Below are 21,311 nucleotides of genomic sequence, written 5' to 3'. Positions count from 1 at the left end.
CATGTGCGGGATCGTTGGATCGCTTTCATTGTCACAACCCACGCCGGATCCCGAAACGCTCGTGGCGATGCTTGGACGGATCGGGCATCGCGGCCCGGATGAGGCTGGATACGCCATCGACGACGGCGCGGCGCTTGGAAATGTCCGGCTCAGCATCCTCGATCTGGCCCATGGCCAACAGCCCATGGCGGATGCGCAGGACCGCTTCTGGATCACCTATAATGGCGAGATCTACAATTACATCGAACTGCGCGATGCGCTCATTGATGAGGGCGCGCGTTTCCGCACCACATGTGACACGGAGGTGCTTCTGGCCGCCTGGCGCCATTGGGGCGTGGACTGCCTGTCGCGGTTGAACGGCTCTTTTGCCTTTGCCCTGTGGGACCGTGAAACCCGCGAGCTTGTGCTGGCGCGCGACCGGTTCGGCAAGCGTCCTCTGTTCTGGATGCGCCATCACGGGCGGCTCTGGTTTGCGTCAGAAATGAAAGCCTTTCTCGAGGTGCCGGGGTTCCGTTTCTCTCCGGACCGCGCCCAGATCGCATCAATCCTTGCCTGCTGGACCCCGCTGCCCGAACAGACAGCGTGGCAAGGCGTGCGGGCCTTGCCGATGGGGCATGTCATGCGCCTGCGCCCGGATGCGCAAGTCACCTGTGAACCCTATGCCGCGCTCGATTTCGAAACCGATGCAACGGTGGCGCATGTCGACGACGCGGTTGCGCTGATCCGCGCGCGGGTGCGGCAGGCCGTGACCATGCGGCTGCGCAGTGATGTGCCGGTTGGGGTCTATCTCAGCGGTGGTCTGGACAGTGCCATCGTTGCGCAGATCGCCGCAGAACACAGCGGCTATCCGCTCTCGACCTTTTCGGTGGAATTCGAGGATGCCCATCTCGACGAGGCACCATACCAGAAGCTGATGTCGGACCGGCTGGACAGCACCCATGAAGCCCTGCGCATCACGCCGCGGGATGTCTGCGATGCCTTTCCCGCCGCGCTCTATCACGCCGAGGTTCCGGTTTTCCGCACGGCTTTTGTCCCGATGTATCTGTTGTCGCGCCGCGTGCAGGGCGCCGGGATCAAGACCGTTCTGAGCGGCGAGGGCGCCGACGAGGTATTCCTTGGCTACAGCCTGTTTCGCGAGGTCTTGTTGCGCCGCACATGGGACACGCTTTCACCCGAAGAGCGCAAGACAAGGATCGCCGGTCTGAACCCCTATCTGGGGCATTTCAGCGACGCGACCCATGGCCCGCTCATGGGACTCTATCAGAACTATCTCAAGGAAAGCCTGCCGGGACTGTTCTCGCACGAGATCCGGTTTCAGAACGGCCGGTTCGCCTTGCGCCTTCTGGCGGGTGAAACCGAAGACGCGTTCGCGCCGCTTGTGGCGCTGGCCGCCGATGCGCCGGAATTTGACGGTCTGACCCCGGTGGAAAAGGCCCAGTGGCTGGAATTCAAGACACTGCTGTCGGGCTATCTGCTGTCGACCCAGGGAGAGCGCATGGGGCTGGCTCACAGCGTTGAAAACCGCTGCCCGTTCCTCGATCCCTCCGTGGTGCGGCTGGCCCGGGCGGTGAACCTGCGTTTTGACGGGGGCTGGACGGAAAAAGGGTTGCTCAAGCAGGCTTTCCCAGAGGTGCCCACCGAAATCCTGAACCGGCACAAGCACCCGTATCGCGCGCCGGATTCCGCGTCCTTTGTTGCCGAACGACCCGACTACATGGAGCTTTTGCTGTCCGAGGCCGAGCTTGCCAAGGATCCGCTGATCGATACGCGGTTTGCCACCGCGCTGGTGCGCAAGATCACGACGCAGCCACCCGAGCGGATCAGCGTGCGCGAAAACCAGGCCTTCGTCTACCTTCTCTCGCACAGCCTGCTGCAACGCCAGTTCGCCGAACGCAGCGCACGCCCGGTGGCAGTGACCTCGGACGTGCGGGCGCGCTTGACTGTGGCCCGCGACGAGCGGTGCATGGCATGAGCGCGCGCGCAGAGCCTGTTGCCGTCATCGGGCTCGCATTGCGGCTTCCCGGCGCGGAAACGCTCGATGCTCTCTGGTCGATCCTGTCCTCCGGCAGGTCGATGATCACGCCGCTGCCCGAGATGCGGCGCAGCGCCGGGTTTGACCCGGACACGCAATACTGGGGTGGTTTTGTCGACGAGGCGGACGGGTTCGACCCTGCATTCTTTGGGATTTCGCCGCGCGAAGCCAAGGCGATGGACCCGCAGCAGCGGTTCCTGCTGGACCTGTCCTGGAACGCGATCGAGGATGCGGGTCTCACGCCGGCACAGCTCAAAGGACCGCGCACCGGCGTGTTCATGGGCTGTTGTCACTGGGACTACATGGAGATGATGGGACGGCGGGCCGCACCCGCTGACCCCTACATGCCCACCGGTATCGCGCCTTCGATCCTCGCCAACCGGGTGTCGTACCAATTCGATTTTTCCGGGCCGAGCGTGGTTAATGATACCGCTTGTTCAAGCGCTCTGGTCGCGCTGCACCAGGCAACGCAGGCGCTTCAGCACGGGCAATGCGATGCGGCTCTTGCAGGCGCGGCCAACCTGATCTGGTCGCCGGACCACTTCGAAGCGTTCACCCGCAACGGCATGTTGTCGAAGACCGGCCAGTCGCGGGCGTTCGATGCGGCGGCAAACGGCTATGTGCGCGGCGAAGGCGCGGTGGTCGTGCTGCTCAAGAGGGTCCGCGATGCGCAGGCGGATGGCGATCCGATCCACGCCCTGATCCGCGCCACGGGCATCAACCATGGCGGGCGTTCAGGCGGGCTGACGGTGACCAACCCGCAGGCACAGGCCGATCTCATGGCCGATGTCTGGACGCGCGCCGGTCTTGGTCCGGATGTCGTGGATTTCGTCGAGGCGCATGGCACCGGCACCCCGGTCGGTGATCCGATCGAGATCGTCGGGCTCAAGCGCGCGCTTGCGGCGATGACGGGGACCAACACCGCGCCGCTCCCGGAAGGTCATGTCTGCGTCGGATCGATCAAGACCAATATCGGGCATCTCGAAGGGGCGGCGGGGCTTGCCGGGCTGGCCAAGATCATCGCCGCGTTCAAGGCCGGACGCATCCCCGCCAACGCAGGGTTTGATCGGCCAAACCCGCTGTTGCGTCTCGCCGGCGCGCCGATCCGCATTGCGGACAAGGCGCAGGGCTGGCCCGACAGGGGCCGGGCGCGGCGTGCCGCTGTCAGCTCGTTCGGATTTGGTGGCACCAACGCCCATGCGGTTCTTGAAGACCGACCGCCGCGCGCCAGACTGCCGAAGGCGCGCGCATCCCAGATCGTGCCGATTTCGGCCCGTGACGAACGCGCGCTCCGGGCGCGGGCCGCGGCGCTTGCGACCGCGCTCGACGATTTGCCGGCCCGCGCGCTGCGGGCGGTGGCCTGGACGCTTCAGACCGGTCGCGAGGCGATGCCGCATCGGGCCGCGATCCTGTGCGCCGACATGGGCACACTTGTCACTGCCCTGAACGACATCGCCGAAGGGCGCGCCAATCCGCATGTCCACGCGGATGTGGCGGATGAGGCCGTGGCCGCGCCAGACGTCAAGAAATGCGCCAAATGGTTGGAAAAGGGCAAAATCGCCAAGCTCGCGCGGGTCTGGGCAGGCGGAGCCGTGATTGACTGGACCCTGTTCGGACCCGCCGCACCCCGGCTGCATCTGCCCGGCTACACGTTCGACCGTCAGCGCCACTGGTTTGATGCCGGACCGGCCGAGCCGGATCTTGCCGTCACCAACCGCTCGTCCATGCGCCATGCACGCTTCACTGTCTCGGTGCCGCGCAGCCATCCGCTTTTGCGCGATCACCAGATCGGCGGTCAGGCCGTGTTGCCCGGGACGGCCATCCTCGAAGCCATGCGCCGCGTCACGGAAGACGCGCTTCCGGGTGACAATCCGGTGATGCTTGAGACGGTGATCTGGCAACGCGCCGTGGTCGCGGACAAGCAGGGTATCATGCTCGATATCGACGTCTCGGAGCAGTCTCCGGCACCGGCCTTCGAGCTCCGCACCGGCGATGGCGCAGTTTGTGCTAAGGGCCGGTTGGCGCGCCAAGACGCGATGCCCGAACCGCTTGCGGGGCCCGGCCCCACGACCTCCGAGATCGATATTCCGCGCTGCTATCGCCGATTGCAGGCCGCAGGCATCGTCCATGGTGCGGCATTTCTGGCCTTGTCCGGCGGGCAAGCGGAGGCGGAGCGCGCAGAGGTCACCCTGTCGCTGCCGACAATCGCGGGTCCAGCACAGAGCCGCGCGGGGCAGGCGATCTTGCTCGACGCGGCCATTCAGGGAGTTGCGGCGCTCGAAACCGGGGAGGCTCTGGGCGTGCCCTTCTCGGTGGATCGCGTGTTTTACCGGGTGCCCCTGTCCGAACCGGCCCGCGCGGTGATCGTGCGGCGGGGACCGCAGTGCTTTGACATCGACATTCTGTGCACCGACGGGCGCGTCGCCGCCGCGCTTCGAGGGCTGCACACCCGAGAGATTGACCAGACGCGTCAGCAGGATGACCAGATTGTCCTCGCTGTGCCGCGCTGGGAGGCCGATCCCGCTGAAAGGCAGAGCGGGATGCCGCCGTTTGACGCGGTCTTCTGCGCCGTGCCCGGTCCATCCCCCGGTCTTGACGTCGACTGGCAAACCACGCGCGCCGCTCGCAAGGCCGTGCTTGGCGTTCCGGTGATCCCGCTGGTCACGGGTGTGGATGTGAGTGCGGCGAAGCGGCTTTCGCGCCTGTGCCAGGCGCTTCTCGGGCGGTTCGCGAATCCGGCGCAGGCACCGGCCCGCAGCCTGGTGATTCTGCCGGTCGACGATGCGGTCGCGCGCGGGGTATCGGCCTTCCTTCAGAGCATCGCGCGAGAAAACCCAAGGCTGTCCTTCCGCGTCATCGAGAGCCAGGAACGCGATCTCGAGGCGCTCGTGCAGAGAGAGACGGGGATCAGCGGCGCAGAGGACGCACGCATGACCTCCGACGGGGTGCGCCTGGTGCGACGTCTGGAGGTGCGGGCGCTGCCGGCCGCGGCTGCACTCCGGGCCTGGGCACCGCGCGGGGTATACTGGGTGACCGGCGGGGCTGGCGGCTTGGGCGGCATGCTTGCGGCGCGCCTGTTGGACATGGGCGCATCGACAGTCGTGCTGTCGAGCCGCTCCGCGCCAGAGACCGCGCAACACGACCAGCGCATCGTCGATTGGCCCTGCGACGTGACCAACGCCAAGGCCCTGCGCAAGATCCGCAAGCGGATCGAAACGCGGCACGGCCCGCTGCGCGGCGTGATCCATGCCGCGGGGGTGCTCCGGGATGGCCTTGTCAGCACCAAGACAGAGGACGTTCTGGCCTCTGTTCTGGCACCGAAGACCGCCGGGCTGGAGGCGCTTGATGCGGCGACGCGCAAATGCCGACTGGACCTGTTCTGCGCGTTTTCATCCATCGCGGCGGTTCACGGCGCGCTTGGGCAATCCGATTATGCGGCAGCAAACGCGTTCATGGATGGCTGGATGGCCGGACGGGTAGCAGCCTGTGACCGTGGCCTGCGCCATGGCAAGAGCCTGAGTATCAACTGGCCGCTCTGGGCCGACGGCGGCATGCAGGTTGATGACCGGGCGCGCAAGGCCATGACCGCGCGTATGGGTGTAAAACCGTTGCCGAAAGAGGCCGGGTTTGCGGTGCTTGACCATGTTGCCGATGGACAATGGCCCGAGCAGGTCGCTGTCGCCTATGGCGATCGTGCGGCGATCACCGAATTTCTGGAACAGGGCGACCGCCGGATGGCCCAACCCTTGGCAGAGACTGGTTCGCAACCGCTCGCCCCGCCAGATACGTCTCTGAAGCCGGCGCTCCTGTCGAAAATCCGCAGCCTGTTCGGGGAGGTTCTGGGGCTCGAGCCGGACCAGATCCGCGCTGACATGCCCTTTGACACCTACGGGTTCGACTCGATCATTGCCGTGGACATGATCGAGCGGCTCGAATTGTGGTTGTCGGTTGACCTGTCGCGGACCCTGTTCTTCGAACATGTGGATCTTGACGGCATCGGCAATGCGCTGCTCGCAGAGTGCCCCGATGCGATTGCCGCCGCGCTTGGCGCCGCTGCAGGCCAAGAGCCGCCCCCGTCCTCTGTCATATCAGCCGACTCCAGAACCACGATGCCGGAATCGGACCGCTCCGGAAGGCATGAGACCCGCGCTCTGCTGGCGGCACCCACGGTGCAGACCAGTCGCCGCCCGCGTGACATTGCCGTGGTGGGCATCGGCGGACGCTACCCCGGTGCCGATGACCTCGACGGGTTCTGGCAGCAACTGCGCGAAGGGCGGCACGCCTTCCGGCCTGTTCCGCCGGAGCGCTGGCCGCATGAGGAGATCTATTTCCCGGAACGCAGCGTGGCGGGCAAGTCCACGATCCGGACCGGCAGCTTTCTTGATGGGATCGACCAGTTCGACCCGCGCTATTTCAATATCTCGCAAGCCGATGCGGAGATGATGTCTCCGGAAGTGCGGCTGCTTCTTGAAACCGCGGTGCAGACCTTCGAAGACGCCGGGTATTCGCGCGAAACCCTTCTTGAAAAGGCCGATGGCGATGTTGGGGTGCTCGTGGGCACGATGAGCAATCATTACGGGCTCTACGGCGTGCAAAACATGCTCACCCGGGGCGTGAGGGCGTCAGGCAGCTATACCGGCACGATGCCCAACATGATCTCTTACTTTTATGGGCTGACCGGTCCGTCGCTCTTTGTGGATACCATGTGTTCGGCCTCGCTGACCGCCCTCGATCTCGCGGTGCGGCTGTTGCGCGAAGGTCAATGCCGGATGGCCCTTGCCGGCGGCGTGAACCTGTTGCTGCACCCGTTCAACATGATCTCCTCCTCGCAGGAGCACTTTACCACCAACCGCGCGGACGTGATCCGCAGCTTCGGTGAGGGGGCCGATGGCACGATCCTCGGCGAAGGGGTCGGGACTGCGCTTCTCAAACCGCTCGATGCGGCCGAGCGCGACGGCGACAACATTCAGGCGGTGATCCTCGGCACCGCCATGACCAACGCAGGCGTGCGCAACGGCTTCACCGTGCCGCGGCCGGGCTTGCAGGCCAAGGCGGTGCGCGATGCGCTCAGCGATGCCGGCGTCTCGGCCGACACGATCAGCTATATCGAGACGCACGGGTCGGGAACGAAGCTTGGTGATCCGATCGAAATCGCGGCTTTGCACGACGTCTTCGGACGCGACGGAGCCTGCCGTATCGGCTCGGTCAAATCCAATATCGCACATCTCCTCGCAGCCGCCGGTATCGTCGGCTTCACCAAGGTTCTCCTGCAGATGCGACATGGCGAAATCGCACCATCGCTGCATTCCGATACGCTGAATGCGGCCATTCCCTTCGATCGCTCCCCCTTTACCGTGCAACAGACCCTGAGCGCCTGGTCCCGTCCGGTGGATGCGCGCGGGGTGGACGTGCCGCGCCGGGCCGGGCTGACGTCCATCGGGGCCGGCGGCATGAACGCGCATATGATCCTTGAGGAATACCAGCGACCCGCTCCTGCGCGCGCCACGGGTCAGCCAAGGGCGGTGGTCTTCTCGGCAATGACCCGTGCGGCGCTGGATGCGCTCGGGGAACGGCTTCTCGGCTTTCTGCGCGACCGCCCGGACACAGACTTGGACGCGCTGGCTTACACGCTTGCGGTGGGCCGCACCGCGCTGCGCTGCCGTTTTGCGGTGGTTGTCTCCGATGTGAGCGCATTGACCGCCAGTCTCGAAGCGTTTTGCAAGACCGTGCCGGAGCGCTGGGCCGTGGTCGACGATATCCTGAGCCTGCCCGAAAGCCCGGCCACGGACGCGCCCCGGGATGCAGAAACCGCAGCCAGCGCGTGGCTTGCCGGACAGCCGGTCGCGTGGGATGCGCTCTGGCCCGATCCGCCCATGCGCATATCCCTTCCCACCTATCCGTTTCAGAAGACGCGCTGCTGGGTTGAACTGTTCGAGGATGCGCCGAGCGTGTTGCGCCCGGAAGCGTTCCGGCGGCGGTTGCACCCGTTCTTGGGCGAAAACCGGTCGGATCTCGAAGCAGTGCGGTTCCACACCCGGATCCGGCCAGAGGATCTTCTGGATTACGCGCATCGCCGCGCGGGGCAAACCGTATTGCCGGCGACGGCCCTTCTGGACGCGGCGCGGGCTGCGGCCCGCATCGGCGGGGCAGGGGACGGTCCTCTGGCGGATCTGCGGCTCTTCTGTCTGGATCTCGCGCCGCTATCCGGGCTGAAGATCCGGCTGGCACGCGGTGAGCGCGGCGCAGGCACGGTGGACATAACCGGGGACGGGTCACGCGTCTTCAGTGCCAGTTTGCGCCCGCCTTCCGCGGTGCAACCGGACGCGACGATGCCCCGAAACATCCGTGCCGACGCGGCAGGGTCGGATGAAATCGCTCAATGGCTGGCCGCGCAACAGATTGACCCCGCGCCCTATGGATGCGTGCTGGAGCGGTTCGCCTGCGACGCCACCGGCCGCGTTGAGGCGACGATTGCCCCGCCGCAATTCGTTCAGGATCATGCGCGGCGCAACACCACGCTGCCCCCGGAAGCTCTGTTTGCGATCACGCAAGTGATCTGGTGCGCGGCGCGTCAACTGGGCCGGAAAGACTGGGCAACGCTTGGCCTCACCGCAGCGGGGCTGTTCGATTGCACCTCCGATGCCAACAGCGCACGCCATCTGGCCGCCGCGTTCATCGTGACCGAGGCGGGCCTGAACGGCTGGCTGCGGCTGTTCGATGAGGCGGGGGCCTGCGTGTGTCACCTCGACGGCGTGGAAGCCACCGCCGGGCTGGCTCAGCCGGGGGCGGAGCAACAGAGCGAAGAGACCGTGTTTGTGCTGCGCAAGATCGTGGCGGAGATGCAGAAATTCGACCTTGATGACGTCGATACGCACACGAGCTTTCACGCGCTGGGCTTTGACAGCATTGGCCTTGCGGCGCTGACGGACAAGGTCAATGCCCGGTTTGGTGTCGCGCTCACACCGGCGGCGTTTTACGATGTGGAATGTATTTCCGCACTCGCCGAGAGCCTCGGTCCCACCCCTGCGGGTTCGGTCCCTTCTGGTCCCGACCCTGTGAGTCCGGACCCTGTCAGTCCGGTCTCTGCTGGCCCCGTCCCGGCGGGTCCGGTGCCTGCGCTCGCGGAGCGCACAGGTCCCGCACCGGTGATCGCGCCAATCCCGGAACCCGATGCGCGCGCGCCGACCCCCGAAGCACCCGTTGCGGTGCGCGCAGCACGCACAGGGCCGCGCGCACAGGGACCGCTCCCCGATCCTTCCGTGCCGGCAACGGCCAATAGCGCCAACAGCGCCGATATCGCTATCATTGGCATGGCCGCGCAACTGCCGGGGGCAGCGGATCTCGAAGAGTTTCAATCCCTCCTTGGATCCGGCGGTCTGGGCCTGACAGACCTCCCGTTGGAGCGCTACACCGCGCGCTATGCGGAGCGTATGCGGTCCGCCGGTCTGCCGTCCCAAGGCGGGTTCCTGTCTGATCTGGCGGGCTTTGATGCAGCCTTCTTCCAGATGTCGCGCGCGGAAGCCGAAGTGACAGACCCGCAGCACCGGCTCATGCTCGAGACCATCTGGCAGGTGCTTGAGGACGCAGGGCGACCGCCCGCCGCCCTGCCAAGGGACACGGCCGTCTACCTCGGCATCTCCGGTCAGGATTACAAGGATCTCATGCTCGATGAGCAGGTGCCGCCCTCGGGCTATATGTCCACGGGGACGTCCCATGCCATGTTGGCCAACCGGGTGTCGCATCTACTCGACATTCAGGGCCCGTCCGAAGCCATTGACACGGCCTGTTCAAGCTCGCTCGTCGCGGTGCATCGCGCGGTGCAGGCCTTGCGCGCCGGGGAATGCTCCATGGCGATGGCCGGGGGCGTTAACATCGCGCTCAGCCTGGAGCCTTTCGCCGGGCCGCTTGGGGCGGGGATGCTCAGCCCGACAGCCCGGTGCCACAGCTTTTCGGAGCGCGCAGACGGGTATGTGCGTGGCGAAGGGGTGGGAGCCGTGCTCCTGCGGCCTCTGGCCGATGCGCTGTCCGATGGCGATGTGATCCACGCGGTGATCAAGGCCAGCGCCTGCAATCATGGCGGACGCTCCAGCTCACTCACCGCACCGCGCACCTCGGCGCAATCGGCATTGGTGCAAAGCGCCATGGCGGGCCACGATCCCGCTTCGGTTCACTATATCGAACTGCATGGGACGGGCACGCCGCTCGGCGATCCGGTCGAGGTGAACGCGCTGCGACAGGCTTACGAGGCGCTCACTACAGCCCACGGCACGACCCTGCCGCTCGGCGCGATCGGCATCGGGTCGGTCAAGACCAATATCGGCCATCTCGAAGCGGCCGCGGGCATCGCAGGGTTGCTCAAGGTCGTGCTCGGCTTGCGCAGCGGGACGATCCTGCCCAGCCGCATTGATCGGCCTGTCAACCCGTTCCTCGCGTTGGAAGAGAGCCCGTTCCGGCTCGTGGAGCAGCCCGAGCCTTGGCGCGGCGCACCCCGGCGCGGGGCCGTCAGCAGCTTCGGCTTCGGCGGTGCCAATGCGCATGTGCTGCTTGAAGAGGCGCCGCGGCGCCGCGAACCGGATCCGGATGACGACGCGCAAGGACCCCAGGTTATCGTCCTCTCCGCGCGCAGCGAGGCGGCGTTGTGCCAAAGGGCGCGCGATCTTCTGGCTTGGCTGGATGCGCGCCCGCCTGTGGCGCTGGCCCCCCTTGCCTGGAGCTTGCAGACAGGGCGCGAACCGATGGAGGCGCGGGCCGCCTTTGTCGTATCGGACCACATGTCGTTGCGGGCAGGCCTGACCCAGATCGGCGATGGCCGCACCGGGCCGCTGCCTGTCTGGCGCGGCGTTCAGCGTCGCACCGGTGTGTTTGCTCGGCCAAGGCCCCTCCCTGGCGAGGCGATCGAGACAGCGCAGAGCGATCCCGAAGCGCTGGCGCAAGCCTGGGCCGATGGCGTAGGCGTCGATTGGCAGGCCAAAACGTCCCGGACATGGCCGCGGCTGGCCTTGCCCGGATACCCGTTCGAGCATCAGCCCTATTGGTTCCCGGACCCAATCACCGAATGCGGCGCGAGCGGCATGGCCAGCACACCGCCCGCCCCCGAAGTCGGGGCCACGCGCAGCGCGGTTGTTGACGCGCTCGACGCGCTGGCGAGCGGCCGCGCCTCGCTTGCGGAAACCGGCAGGCGTCTTGCCCAGGAAAGGTCCTGCAGATGACGGAGCATGGTCCACAGCTGTTTCACCCTGTCTGGCGCGCCGCCGCGCCCGCAACGCCGCAAAACGGAGCGCCGTCGCGCGTGGTGCTCTGCGACGGGCCCGCCGACAGGTGGGACAGCGCGGCGGAGACTGTCCGGCTTCGTGACCGGTGCCCGGAAACGCGCGCGCTGTCGCTCATGCGCTGGTGCCAATCGGCGCTGCGCGTCCATCCCGAACCATGGTCGCTGCGTATTCTCACCGCGGAGGAGGATTTCGCCCTCGCGGCCACGGCGATGATGCGTTCACTTGACGCAGAGGCGCCCGATTTGATGGTTTCGGTCATTTTGGTTTCCGAAACCGCGCCTGCGTCTTGGATCGACGCGCCGCTGCCGGCTGCCCCGCTGGTCGACTGTCGCGGATCGCAACCTTGCCTGCGCCGTTTTGAGCCCCTCACGCAACCGCGCGCGACCGGGCCGCGCCCGCTCTGGTCGCAGGGGGCGCGGGTGGTGATGTCTGGTGGGCTTGGCGGCATCGGTCGTCTGCTGCTCGACGACATGGTGCAGGCCGGTGCCGGGGTGCGCGTCTTGTGTTTCGGGCGCGGTGCCGTGGCGCAGAGCGCGCTTGCGCCCTGGCGCGATGGCGGGCTCGGACTGGAGTATTTGCAATGCGATCTGCGCGATCACGCAAGGCTTGCACGGGGGCTCGATGCCTGGCGCCTGCGCAACGGCCCCGTGACGCTGGTCCTGCATCTGGCGGGCGTGACCCGCGATGCGCTGTTGCAGCGCAAGGATCTCCGCGACGTGCCCGAGGTGCTCGCGCCCAAGCTCGACGGGTTCGACGCGCTTGATGCGGCGACCGCGGAGGACCCGCTGACGCGGTTCATCGCCTTTTCCTCGCTCGCGGCAATCACCGGGAATGAAGGTCAGATCGACTATGCGCTCGCAAACGCGCTCCTCGATGCACGTATCCGAAACCGAAATCGCGCGGTATCCGAGGGCCGCCGCCACGGGCAATCGCTCTCGCTCAATTGGCCATTCTGGGCACGGGGTGGCATGGACATGCCGCAAGGCGCCTTGGCCGGGCTGCGCGCCGCCGGTTTGCTGCCGCTCTCTGCCGAGCAGGGGATCCGCGCCCTGCGCGCGGCCATGCAAGCACAACGCCCCATCGAACAGATCGCGGTGGCCTGTGGAGCGCCGGATCGGATCCTGACCCATCTTGATGGCATCGCATCGGACCCGTTGCCGCAGCACAACACGCGAGACGGCGCGGACGCGGCGATGAGCCGGCCGCCGCCACCGACGGTCGACCTTGATGCGCTGACCGGGCGGCTCACGGCGCTCATCGCGGGTGTCATCAAGCAGGACGTGAGCCTGATCGACCCCGACGCAGCGTTTTCGGGATACGGGATCGACTCGCTTGCCATTGTCGAGATCTGCCGCCGGCTCGAGCCGGATTTCGGCGCGCTGCCCCGGTCTCTGCTCTTCGAATACCGCTGCGTTGCGGCGCTTGCGGCGCATCTTGCAGAACGCGATCCTGTGCGCTGCACGCTTTGGACAGGCACCGCCGCACCGGACAACGAGCCCACCTCCACCCGTCACGCACCAACCCATGCGCGGCCCGCCGTGCCCGACACCCAACGACCCCCCGAACAGGACGCAGAGATTGCCGTCATAGGAATGAGTGGTCGCTTTGCCGATTGCGCCGATCTCGCGGCCTTCTGGGACTGCCTGCGCGGCGGGCGCGACGCGATCCGTCCCTGTCCGGCAGATCGTTGGCCAATCGAAGGGTTTTACGATCCCGACCGCGAACGCGCGATCGCCCAAGGGCGCAGCTATTGCGACAAGGGCGGATTTCTCGATGGGTTTGCGGATTTCGATCCGCTCTTTTTCAACATTGCACCGCGCGACGCGCTCGAGATGGACCCGCAAGAAAGGCTCTTCCTGCAAGCCGCCTGGCACGCGCTCGAGGATGCCGGCCTCACCCGTGCGGATCTGAGCGCCCGCTTTGCCGGGCGTGTCGGTGTATTTGCCGGTGTGACCAAGGCCGATCACGGGCGCCTCGGGTTGCGCCGCCACGCGGATGGCAGCACGGTGCATGCGCGCAGCTCCTTCAGTTCGGTGGCCAACAAGGTCAGTTACTTCCTCGATCTCTGCGGTCCCAGCCTGCCGGTCGACAGCATGTGTTCGGCCTCGCTCTCCGCGGTGCACATGGCTTGCGAGTCCTTGCGCACGGGCCAGTGCGACGCGGCCATCGTGGGCGGTGTGAACCTTTATCAACACCCGTCGTCCTACGCGGAGCTTTGCCGCGCCGGGATGCTGTCGCTCACCGGACGCTGTCACAGTTTCGGGGCTGCGGCGGATGGTTTCGTGCCGGGGGAGGGTGTCGGTTGCCTTGTCCTCGTGCCGCTGGACGTCGCGCGTGCGGCGCGAGACCGGATTGACGGGATCATTGCCGCCAGTGCCGTCAACCATGGCGGCAGCACGAACGGCTACACGGTGCCCAACCCGGGCGCACAACGCAAGGTCGTGCAAGCGGTGCTCGATCGCGCCGGGGTGACATCGGAGGCGATCGGCTATGTCGAGGCCCATGGCACGGGCACGCCGCTCGGTGATCCGATCGAGGTCGAAGGGCTCACCGCCGCGTTCGCCGAAACTGCCCGTGGGACGCGCAAGGCCCCCTGTGCGCTGGGCTCGGTCAAAACCAATATCGGCCATCTGGAGGCCGCCGCCGGCGTGGCCGGGATCATCAAGACGCTGCTTCAGATGCGCCATCGCTGGATCGTGCCGTCGCTGCATGGCGCGCCGTCCAACCCCGCAATCGACTTTGCGCAGACGCCGTTTTTGCCGGTGTCGCATGGATATGCGTGGCAGGGTGCCATGATGGCGACGGTCAGCTCCTTTGGGGCGGGTGGCGCAAATGCCTGTGTTCTGCTGCGTCCGGATGAGACGCCGCCTGCGACATTGCAGATGTCCTCCGGCGCAGATCTGCGCGATCTTGCAGTGTTCTCTGCACCCACGCAGGCTGGTCTTGCGGATCAGATCGGCCGTATGCGCGATTGGTTGCGCAGCGCGGGCCCGGGGGCCAGGGAACAGGTGGCGGCCATGCTCGGGCTGGACCCGCATGACATCCCCGGCGACGTGCCGCTGGCTGAATTGGGCCTCGGTGCCCAGGAGCTGCGGCGACTGGCGCCAGAGGGGCAGGTTTCGCTGGCCACCACGCTCGATGCCTTGGACGCAGACCGGACCGGGACCGGGATCCGCGACGTGCCGCTCCACGCCGTTTGCGCAACGCTTCGCACCGGGCGCGAGCCGTTCGCACAGCGTGCAGCCTTTGTCGTCTCGACGCTGGCGGAGTTGGCAGACGCGCTCGAAGCATGGCGCATCCCCGATCAGGCCTCTGCAGGCGAGAGCCCCGAAGACCGTTCGGCCCTGCGTGCGCTCAACGCCGATGCCGGGGTGCAAGACGCGCTGGCAGAGATGATCGCAGCGCGCGATCTTGACCGGCTCGCAGCGCTCTGGACGCAAGGCCTTGCGGTGGACTGGAGCGCGTTTGGCGCGCTGTCGCCGCCGCTGTCCATGCCCGGCACCGCGTTTCAGGAACGGCGACTCTGGATGGGTGATCTCGACCGCGCGGACAGTCCCCCAACACGCTCTGCGCGCGATCAGCTGGAACCGCCAAACCCAACGCATGGCGTGGCGCTCAAAAGCGAGAACCAAGCCTCGACCAGCACCGACCCGGGGGCCTTGCCGGACAGAATCCGCACCGTTTTTACCGCTGTCATGGACCTTGACCCCGGTGACGTGTCAGACACGCAGCCATTCGCCGATTACGGGCTGGACTCGATCCTCGGCGGGCGCTTCGTTCTTGCACTCAACGAGGCGCTGGGCACCGATCTTGACCAGACCGTTGTGTTTGAGCACGCCACCATCGCGCGGCTCGCGTCCCATCTTGCCAGCAGCATGCCCGCGCCGGAACCGGCCCCCGTTTCGGCGCAGGCGGCCAGCACCGCCGAACACGCTCCCATGGTCAAGCCCGATCCGACGGGGCCGCCCGAACCGGACCCGTCTCGTGCGGCAGCCGACCTGTCCAAGCAATCCACCCCGTCCACATTGCCAGCCGCCCGGTCCAATCCCGACGCGCCGATGCCGGTTGCGATCATTGGCATGAGCGGCCGCTATCCCGGTGCGGACACGCTCGAAACCTTCTGGCAAAGGCTGTGTGCCGACGAGGACATGACCACCGATGTGGCGCGCTGGCCGCTGCCTGACAGCGTGCGTTGCCGCCGCGGCGGCTTTCTTGACCGGATCGCGGATTTCGACGCGTTGTTCTTCAACATTTCCGGGTCCGAGGCCCGCCACATGGACCCGCAACAGCGGATCTTCCTCGAAGAGTGCTGGCATGCGTTGGAACATGCCGGACATGCGGGGGCCGGCATCGCCGGGAGCCGTTGCGGCGTTTATGTCGGCTGCTGTGCGGGCGACTACCAGGATCTCTTTCCCGCCCGGCCCACGGCGCAATCGCTCTGGGGTAACATGGCGTCGGTGATCCCGGCGCGCATTGCCTATTACCTCGATCTCAAGGGGCCGGCGCTGGCGCTGGACACCTCCTGTTCCAGCTCGCTGGTGGCAATCCATGCCGCCTGCGCCGCCTTGCGCGCAGGCGAGGTCGACATGGCGCTCGCGGGGGGCGTCTTTGTGCAGGCAACGCCAAAGCTATACCTGTCGGCCAGCAAGGCGGGCATGCTGTCTCCCGAGGGGCGCTGCCACAGCTTCGATACCCGCGCGGACGGTTTTGTGCCGGGCGAAGGCGCAGGCGCGGTGCTCTTGCGGCCATTGGCCGATGCGCTGGCGGCGGGCGACACGATCCATGCCGTGATCACCGAAACCGGGCTCAACCACGACGGCCAAACAAATGGGATCACCGCCCCGAGCGCAACGTCTCAGGCGGCGCTGATGCGCAGCGTCTATGCGCGGGCCGGAGTCGACCCCTCGGAAATCGGCTTGCTGGAGGCCCATGGCACCGGCACGCAACTCGGGGACCCGATCGAATTCGAGGCGCTGTCCGCGGTCTACGGCAAGACCGGGGAAGGGCGCTGCGCGCTTGGGTCGGTCAAGACGGCGATTGGCCATGCGCAATTCGCTGCCGGGATCGCCGGGCTGCACAAGGCGGTGCTCGCGCTGTCGCACAATGCCTTGCCCGGCAACCGCAATTTCATCCGCGCCAACGCCCGCGTGGGCCTGAAAGGCAGCCCCTTCCGCGTGCTGTCACGGACCACCGATTGGCCACAGGGTCCTCTGCGCCGCGCCGCGATCAGCTCTTTCGGGGCAAGCGGCACCAATGCCCATGTGCTGATCGAGGATGCGCCAGCGCAGGCGTCCGGACATTACACAAGGCCCTGCTATCCGATCCTGATCAGCGCCCGCAGCGACACGGCCTTGCATCGTCTGGTCGAAGCGCTTGCGGATTGGTGCGAGGCGACACCCTCGGCCGCGCTGGGCGATATTGCCTTCACGTTGATGGACGGGCGCGCCCATCTTGAAAAGCGCATTGCCTTTGCCGCGCGGGAGGTCTCAACGCTTGTGGGCGATCTGCGGCAGTGGCTGTCGGGGCGGTCTGCGGGCGTGTCTCTCGGGGACACGGGATGCCTTTGCCCGGACGAAACCGGTCTGGATGAGGCCGGGGCCGAGGCGGTGCGCGCGTATCTCTCGGGCGGGATGCCGCAAGGAGTCCGCGTTTTCGCCGCCGACAGGCCCAGGCGCATTCCGCTGCCGCGCACGCCGTTCGAGCGCGACACGCATTGGGCCACGGCTCCCCTGCCGCAGGACGCCACCCGACCGATCCCCTCGACGGACGCAACCGCGCCGGCGCTTTTCTCGCTTGCGCCGCTCGATGAAACGCGCTTTGCGGTGATCATCCCCGCAGACAACCCCTTGATGCGCGACCATCAGGTGGCGGGTGCCGCGATGCTTCCGGGGATGACCGTGCCTGCGATCGCCAGTGCTGCATGGCGAGCGCTGTCGGGCAGCGATCCCGACCAGCCGCTCGACATCACCGACCTGACGTGGATCAAACCGATTGACAGTGCTGCGCTGGCGGCGCTGACCGTGCAATTCGACCGGCATGACCGGGGTGCCCACTTTGCGGTCCATGCGCATGGCACGCGCCTCGCCCAGGGGGAGATCGGACCGGCAGCGCAGACAGCTGTTCCGCCGCTGGTCCCGCCCGGTGCGGGCGCAGCCATGACAGCCGAGACCTGCTACGCGCGCTTGCAAGTGGTCGGGATCGTCCATGGCCCCGCTCTGCGCGCGCTGGGCGCCGGGCGCGGCGACACAACCGCAGCGGCGTTTGACCTCACGCGTCCTGACGGCCCGGTCATGCCCGTTGATCCGGTCTTGCTTGACGCGGCCATTCAGGCCTCCGCCTGTTTCGATGCAACCACCCAGTCCGGCACGGTTCCTTTCAGCATAGATCTGATCCGCCTGCACGGACCGATGTGCCGTGTCATGCGCGCCGTTTTGCACGCGCCCCGGAGGCTCGCCGACGGCGCTCTGGCACATCTGCATGCCGATCTCTTTGCGGAAAGCCGTCCGGGCGCGCCTTTGGTCCAGATCCGCGGTGTCACCGCCCGTGCTTTGCCGGACGACGCGCCGCTGACCTGCGCTGTCCCGCATTGGCGCAAGCTCACACCCGTAGATGCTACGCCGCGCTTTGACAGCGTGTCCCTTCATGGGGGCGATGCCGAGGTACTGGACGCGCTGCGGGCACAATGGCCCGCCGCGCGCAGATTGGCCGAGCCGATGCAGGCCATGACCGACGCGCCGTTGATCGTGCTGCGCCCGGACGCAGGAGACGATGACCTGACAACGCGGGATGTCGCGACGCGCGCAAAGCATTTGCTGCATGATGCGCTCGATCTCGTTCAGGGCATCATCCGCGCAGGAGGTGAGGCGCGGCCGCTCACGTGGTTGATCTGGACCGATGGCACCTTCGAGACCGGCCGGGGCGAGACCGGTCCTGCGGTGGCGGCGGGACTGGCCGGCTTGTTTGGTGCTTTGGCGCGGGAATACCCACATTGGACGGTACGCATCGCCGATGGGGACGGCGAAACCCCTCTGCCGCTTGATACCGTTTTTGCGCTGCCCGCGCCCTTCGACGCGCCGGTCTTTGCTCATCGCGGCGGGGTCTGGCTCTGTCAGGGCCTGCTGAGCCTCGATCGCCTCGCCACGCCGTCGGGTGCCACGGCACCGGGTGGTGTGCACGTGGTGATCGGCGGTGCGGGTGGCGTTGGCCAGATCTGGACGGAGCATGTCGTGGAAAACGCGGGCGCGCAGGTTGTCTGGCTCGGGCGCAGTCCGGTCGATGCCACCATTGCCGCCGCACAGGACCGCATCGCCGCGACCGGTCCAAGACCTGTCTACATTCAGGCCGATGCCCGCAATCCCGCTGCCATGGCAGCCGCGCGGGGCGAGATCCTTGCGCGGTTCAGGCGCATTTCCGGCGTGGTGCATTCCGCGATCACGCTTGCCGATGCCACCGTTGCGCGCATGGATGCCGATACGCTGGAACGCGCCGCATCGGCCAAGATCGACACCACCGTGGCGCTCTTTGACACCTTCGCGCAGGACAAGCCCGATTTCGTCCTGTTCTTTTCTTCCGTGCAGTCTTTTGCGCGCATGCCGGGTCAAGGCAACTATGCCGCTGGCTGCACCTTTGCGGACCATTTCGCATGTCAGGCAGGGGCGCGGATGGGTGTTCCGGTCACGATTGTGAACTGGGGCTATTGGGACAGCGTGGGCATCGTCGCGCAAGAGGCGTACCGCGACCGAATGGCCGCACATGGGCTCGCCGGGCTCGACGCGCGATCGGCGATGCAGGCGCTAGATGCGCTGCTCCTGTCAGACTTCGGTCAGGCCGCGCTTGTCAGCCTCGATGAAAGCGGCGCCCTGACCGGGGAATGGCCGGATCTTGCCGCCCACCTGGCAAAGCCGCTGCCCGATATGACCGACGCACTTCACCTCCCGCCGCAGGACACCAGAGTAGCCGAGATCGTCGGACATGTGGGGCAGCAGATGACGCGGTTCGATGCCGATATGGCGGCTATCGTTGCAGCCTCGTTGCAGGCATGCGGGGTGATCGATGCCACGGGGCTGCGCGATGCCGCCCCCGCGGGCGCCCCGGCGATTTATCCGCGCTGGATCGCAGAGACCGGGCGCGCGCTGCAACGCGCGGGCCATCTCGACGGCGCGTATCGGCTTGGCGCGCTGCCGATCCCGTCCCTGGACTCGGCGCTTGGCCGGTGGGATCAGGCCGTCGCGCCGCTGCGCGCGGATGCGGACCTTGGTCCCCATGTTGCCCTTGCCGATGCGATGCTGCGGGCGTTGCCCGACATTCTGACCGGGCAGGCGGAGGCCACGGCGGTGATGTTCCCGGGCGGCGCGCTCGACCTCGTGAGCGGGGTCTATAACGGCAATCGTGTCGTGGACTATTTCAACGCGGCGCTGTGCGACGTGTTGGAACAGGCTGTGACGCAGCGCGTGGCGGCGGAGCCCGGCGTGCGTCTGCGCCTGATCGAGATCGGCGCCGGCACGGGAGGGACAGCAAACCGGGTCTTTGCGCGGCTCGCACCCTATGCCGCGCATATCGCCGAATACAGGTATACCGACCTGTCACGCTCCTTCCTCATCCATGCCAAGCAGCGTTTTGGTCCGACGACACCCTATCTTGAGACAGGGGTGTTCGACATCGGGAGAGACCCGGCCGGCCAGGGCATCGCAGAGGGCGCCTACGACATCGCGATTGCCACCAACGTGTTGCATGCCACGCCGGATATCCTGACGAGCCTGCGCCATGTGAAGGCAACGCTGGGTCATGGCGGGCTGATCCTGATCAACGAGTTGACCGAAAACGTGCTGTTCAGCCATGTGACCTTCGGCTTGCTTGATGGCTGGTGGGCTTTTGACGACGCCGATATGCGGCTTCAGGGCACGCCGGCGCTTTCGCCGGAGATGTGGCGCAGCGCGTTGGCGATCGAGGGCTTCGACACGGTGTCTTTTCCCACACGGGCCGCGCTTCCGCTTGGTCAGCAGATCATCGGCGCGCGCAGTGACGGGGTGATCCGGCAAGCGCGCGCGGCGCCGCCTCACCGGACGGTGCTGCCGCGCCAGCCGGTCGCCGCGATTGCCGCGACCATGCCCGCTGCGACCATGCCTTCCGTGACCGCTGTCCCGGTTGACGAAACCCCGCCCCATCCGTCGTCAGGGCCGTTGCCCGCGGACGCTGCTGATCAACCCGTGGATCGTGCCAAGGCCTGCGACTGGTTGCGCGGTGTGATCGCCGAGGCCATCGACGTGCCGGCATCCCGTATGGAGGAGTCCGTCTCGCTTGCCCGCTACGGCGTCGATTCAATCCTCGTGCTCCAGATCGTCAACCGGATGCGTGCGGATTTCCCGCAGATCAACTCAACGCTCCTGTTCGAAATGGACAGCGTCGGGGCGCTGGCAGATCACCTTCTTGAAACCGCGCCGGAGCATCTGCGCGAAGCGCTGGGCCGTTCGTCGCCGCAAGACCCGGCGCCGCAAAGCGCGCCACCCGTGCCCCCGGCGCCGGACATCACGCAGGGGCCTGCCGCCGAGACCCCCGCTGCCACAAGCGCGGCCGAAGCTGAACATGTGCCGGTCTCTGGACAGGCCCAAGCGTCCTTCGAGCCCATGGCCAGCCCTGTTCAGGCGGGCGCGGTCGCCGCCGAGGACCGCGACATCGCCATCATCGGGCTGGCTGGCCGCTATGCCGACGCCGCGGATTTGCCCGCGTTCTGGGATGCGCTTCGTTCCGGGCGTGATTGCGTTTCCGATGCGCCGAGCGACGGGCGCCCGTGGCCCGCGGAGTCCAACGGCATTCCGCGCCCGGCGGGCTTTCTCGACGGGGTCGACCGGTTTGACCCGCTGTTCTTCCGTATCGCCCCGGCGGATGCGGAACGCATGGACCCGCAGGAGCGGCTTTTCCTGCAAATAGCGCACAATGTCATCGAACAGGCCGGCTACGCGCCCGAGCGCTTCGGCAAGGGTCAGGAAACCGGCGTCTTCGTTGGCGCC

General features: G+C 66.8%; 3 protein-coding genes (1 of these 3 cut by a window edge). All 3 read left to right on the top strand.

Going from position 1 to position 21,311, the window contains the following annotated elements; genetic code table 11:
• The first annotated feature begins 1 nt into the window (after position 1).
• Tightly spaced (each overlapping or abutting the next), the 3 genes in view from asnB to J1C49_RS11690 form a layout consistent with a single transcriptional unit that may run on beyond the window.
• Positions 2 to 1,972, top strand: a complete 1,971-nt coding sequence (asnB, locus tag J1C49_RS11700) for an asparagine synthase (glutamine-hydrolyzing) (RefSeq protein WP_227446010.1) — start codon at positions 2 to 4, stop codon at positions 1,970 to 1,972.
• Entirely contained in the window at positions 1,969 to 11,241 is a 9,273-nt protein-coding gene (locus J1C49_RS11695; protein WP_227446009.1) for an SDR family NAD(P)-dependent oxidoreductase, read from the top strand. Before asnB ends, J1C49_RS11695 begins: the two co-directional genes overlap by 4 nt.
• Positions 11,238 to 21,311 carry the 5' end (the start) of an SDR family NAD(P)-dependent oxidoreductase gene (locus tag J1C49_RS11690; RefSeq protein ID WP_227446008.1) on the top strand. 13,569 nt of this gene lie beyond the right edge of the window, so the window shows 10,074 of its 23,643 coding nt (coding positions 1-10,074); its start codon is at positions 11,238 to 11,240; the stop codon falls past the right edge of the window. The genes J1C49_RS11695 and J1C49_RS11690 overlap by 4 nt, the downstream gene beginning before the upstream one ends.

Source organism: Cognatishimia sp. F0-27 (genome assembly GCF_020667845.1).
Lineage (GTDB): Bacteria > Pseudomonadota > Alphaproteobacteria > Rhodobacterales > Rhodobacteraceae > JAFMPQ01.
This window is presented reverse-complemented; position numbering and strand designations above follow the sequence as displayed.

Bases quoted from the DNA above. Each gene is read 5' to 3' on its own strand.
- asnB (WP_227446010.1), top strand. From the start codon at position 2: ATGTGCGGGATCGTTGGATCGCTTTCATTGTCACAACCCACGCCGGAT.
- J1C49_RS11695 (WP_227446009.1), top strand. From the start codon at position 1,969: ATGAGCGCGCGCGCAGAGCCTGTTGCCGTCATCGGGCTCGCATTGCGG.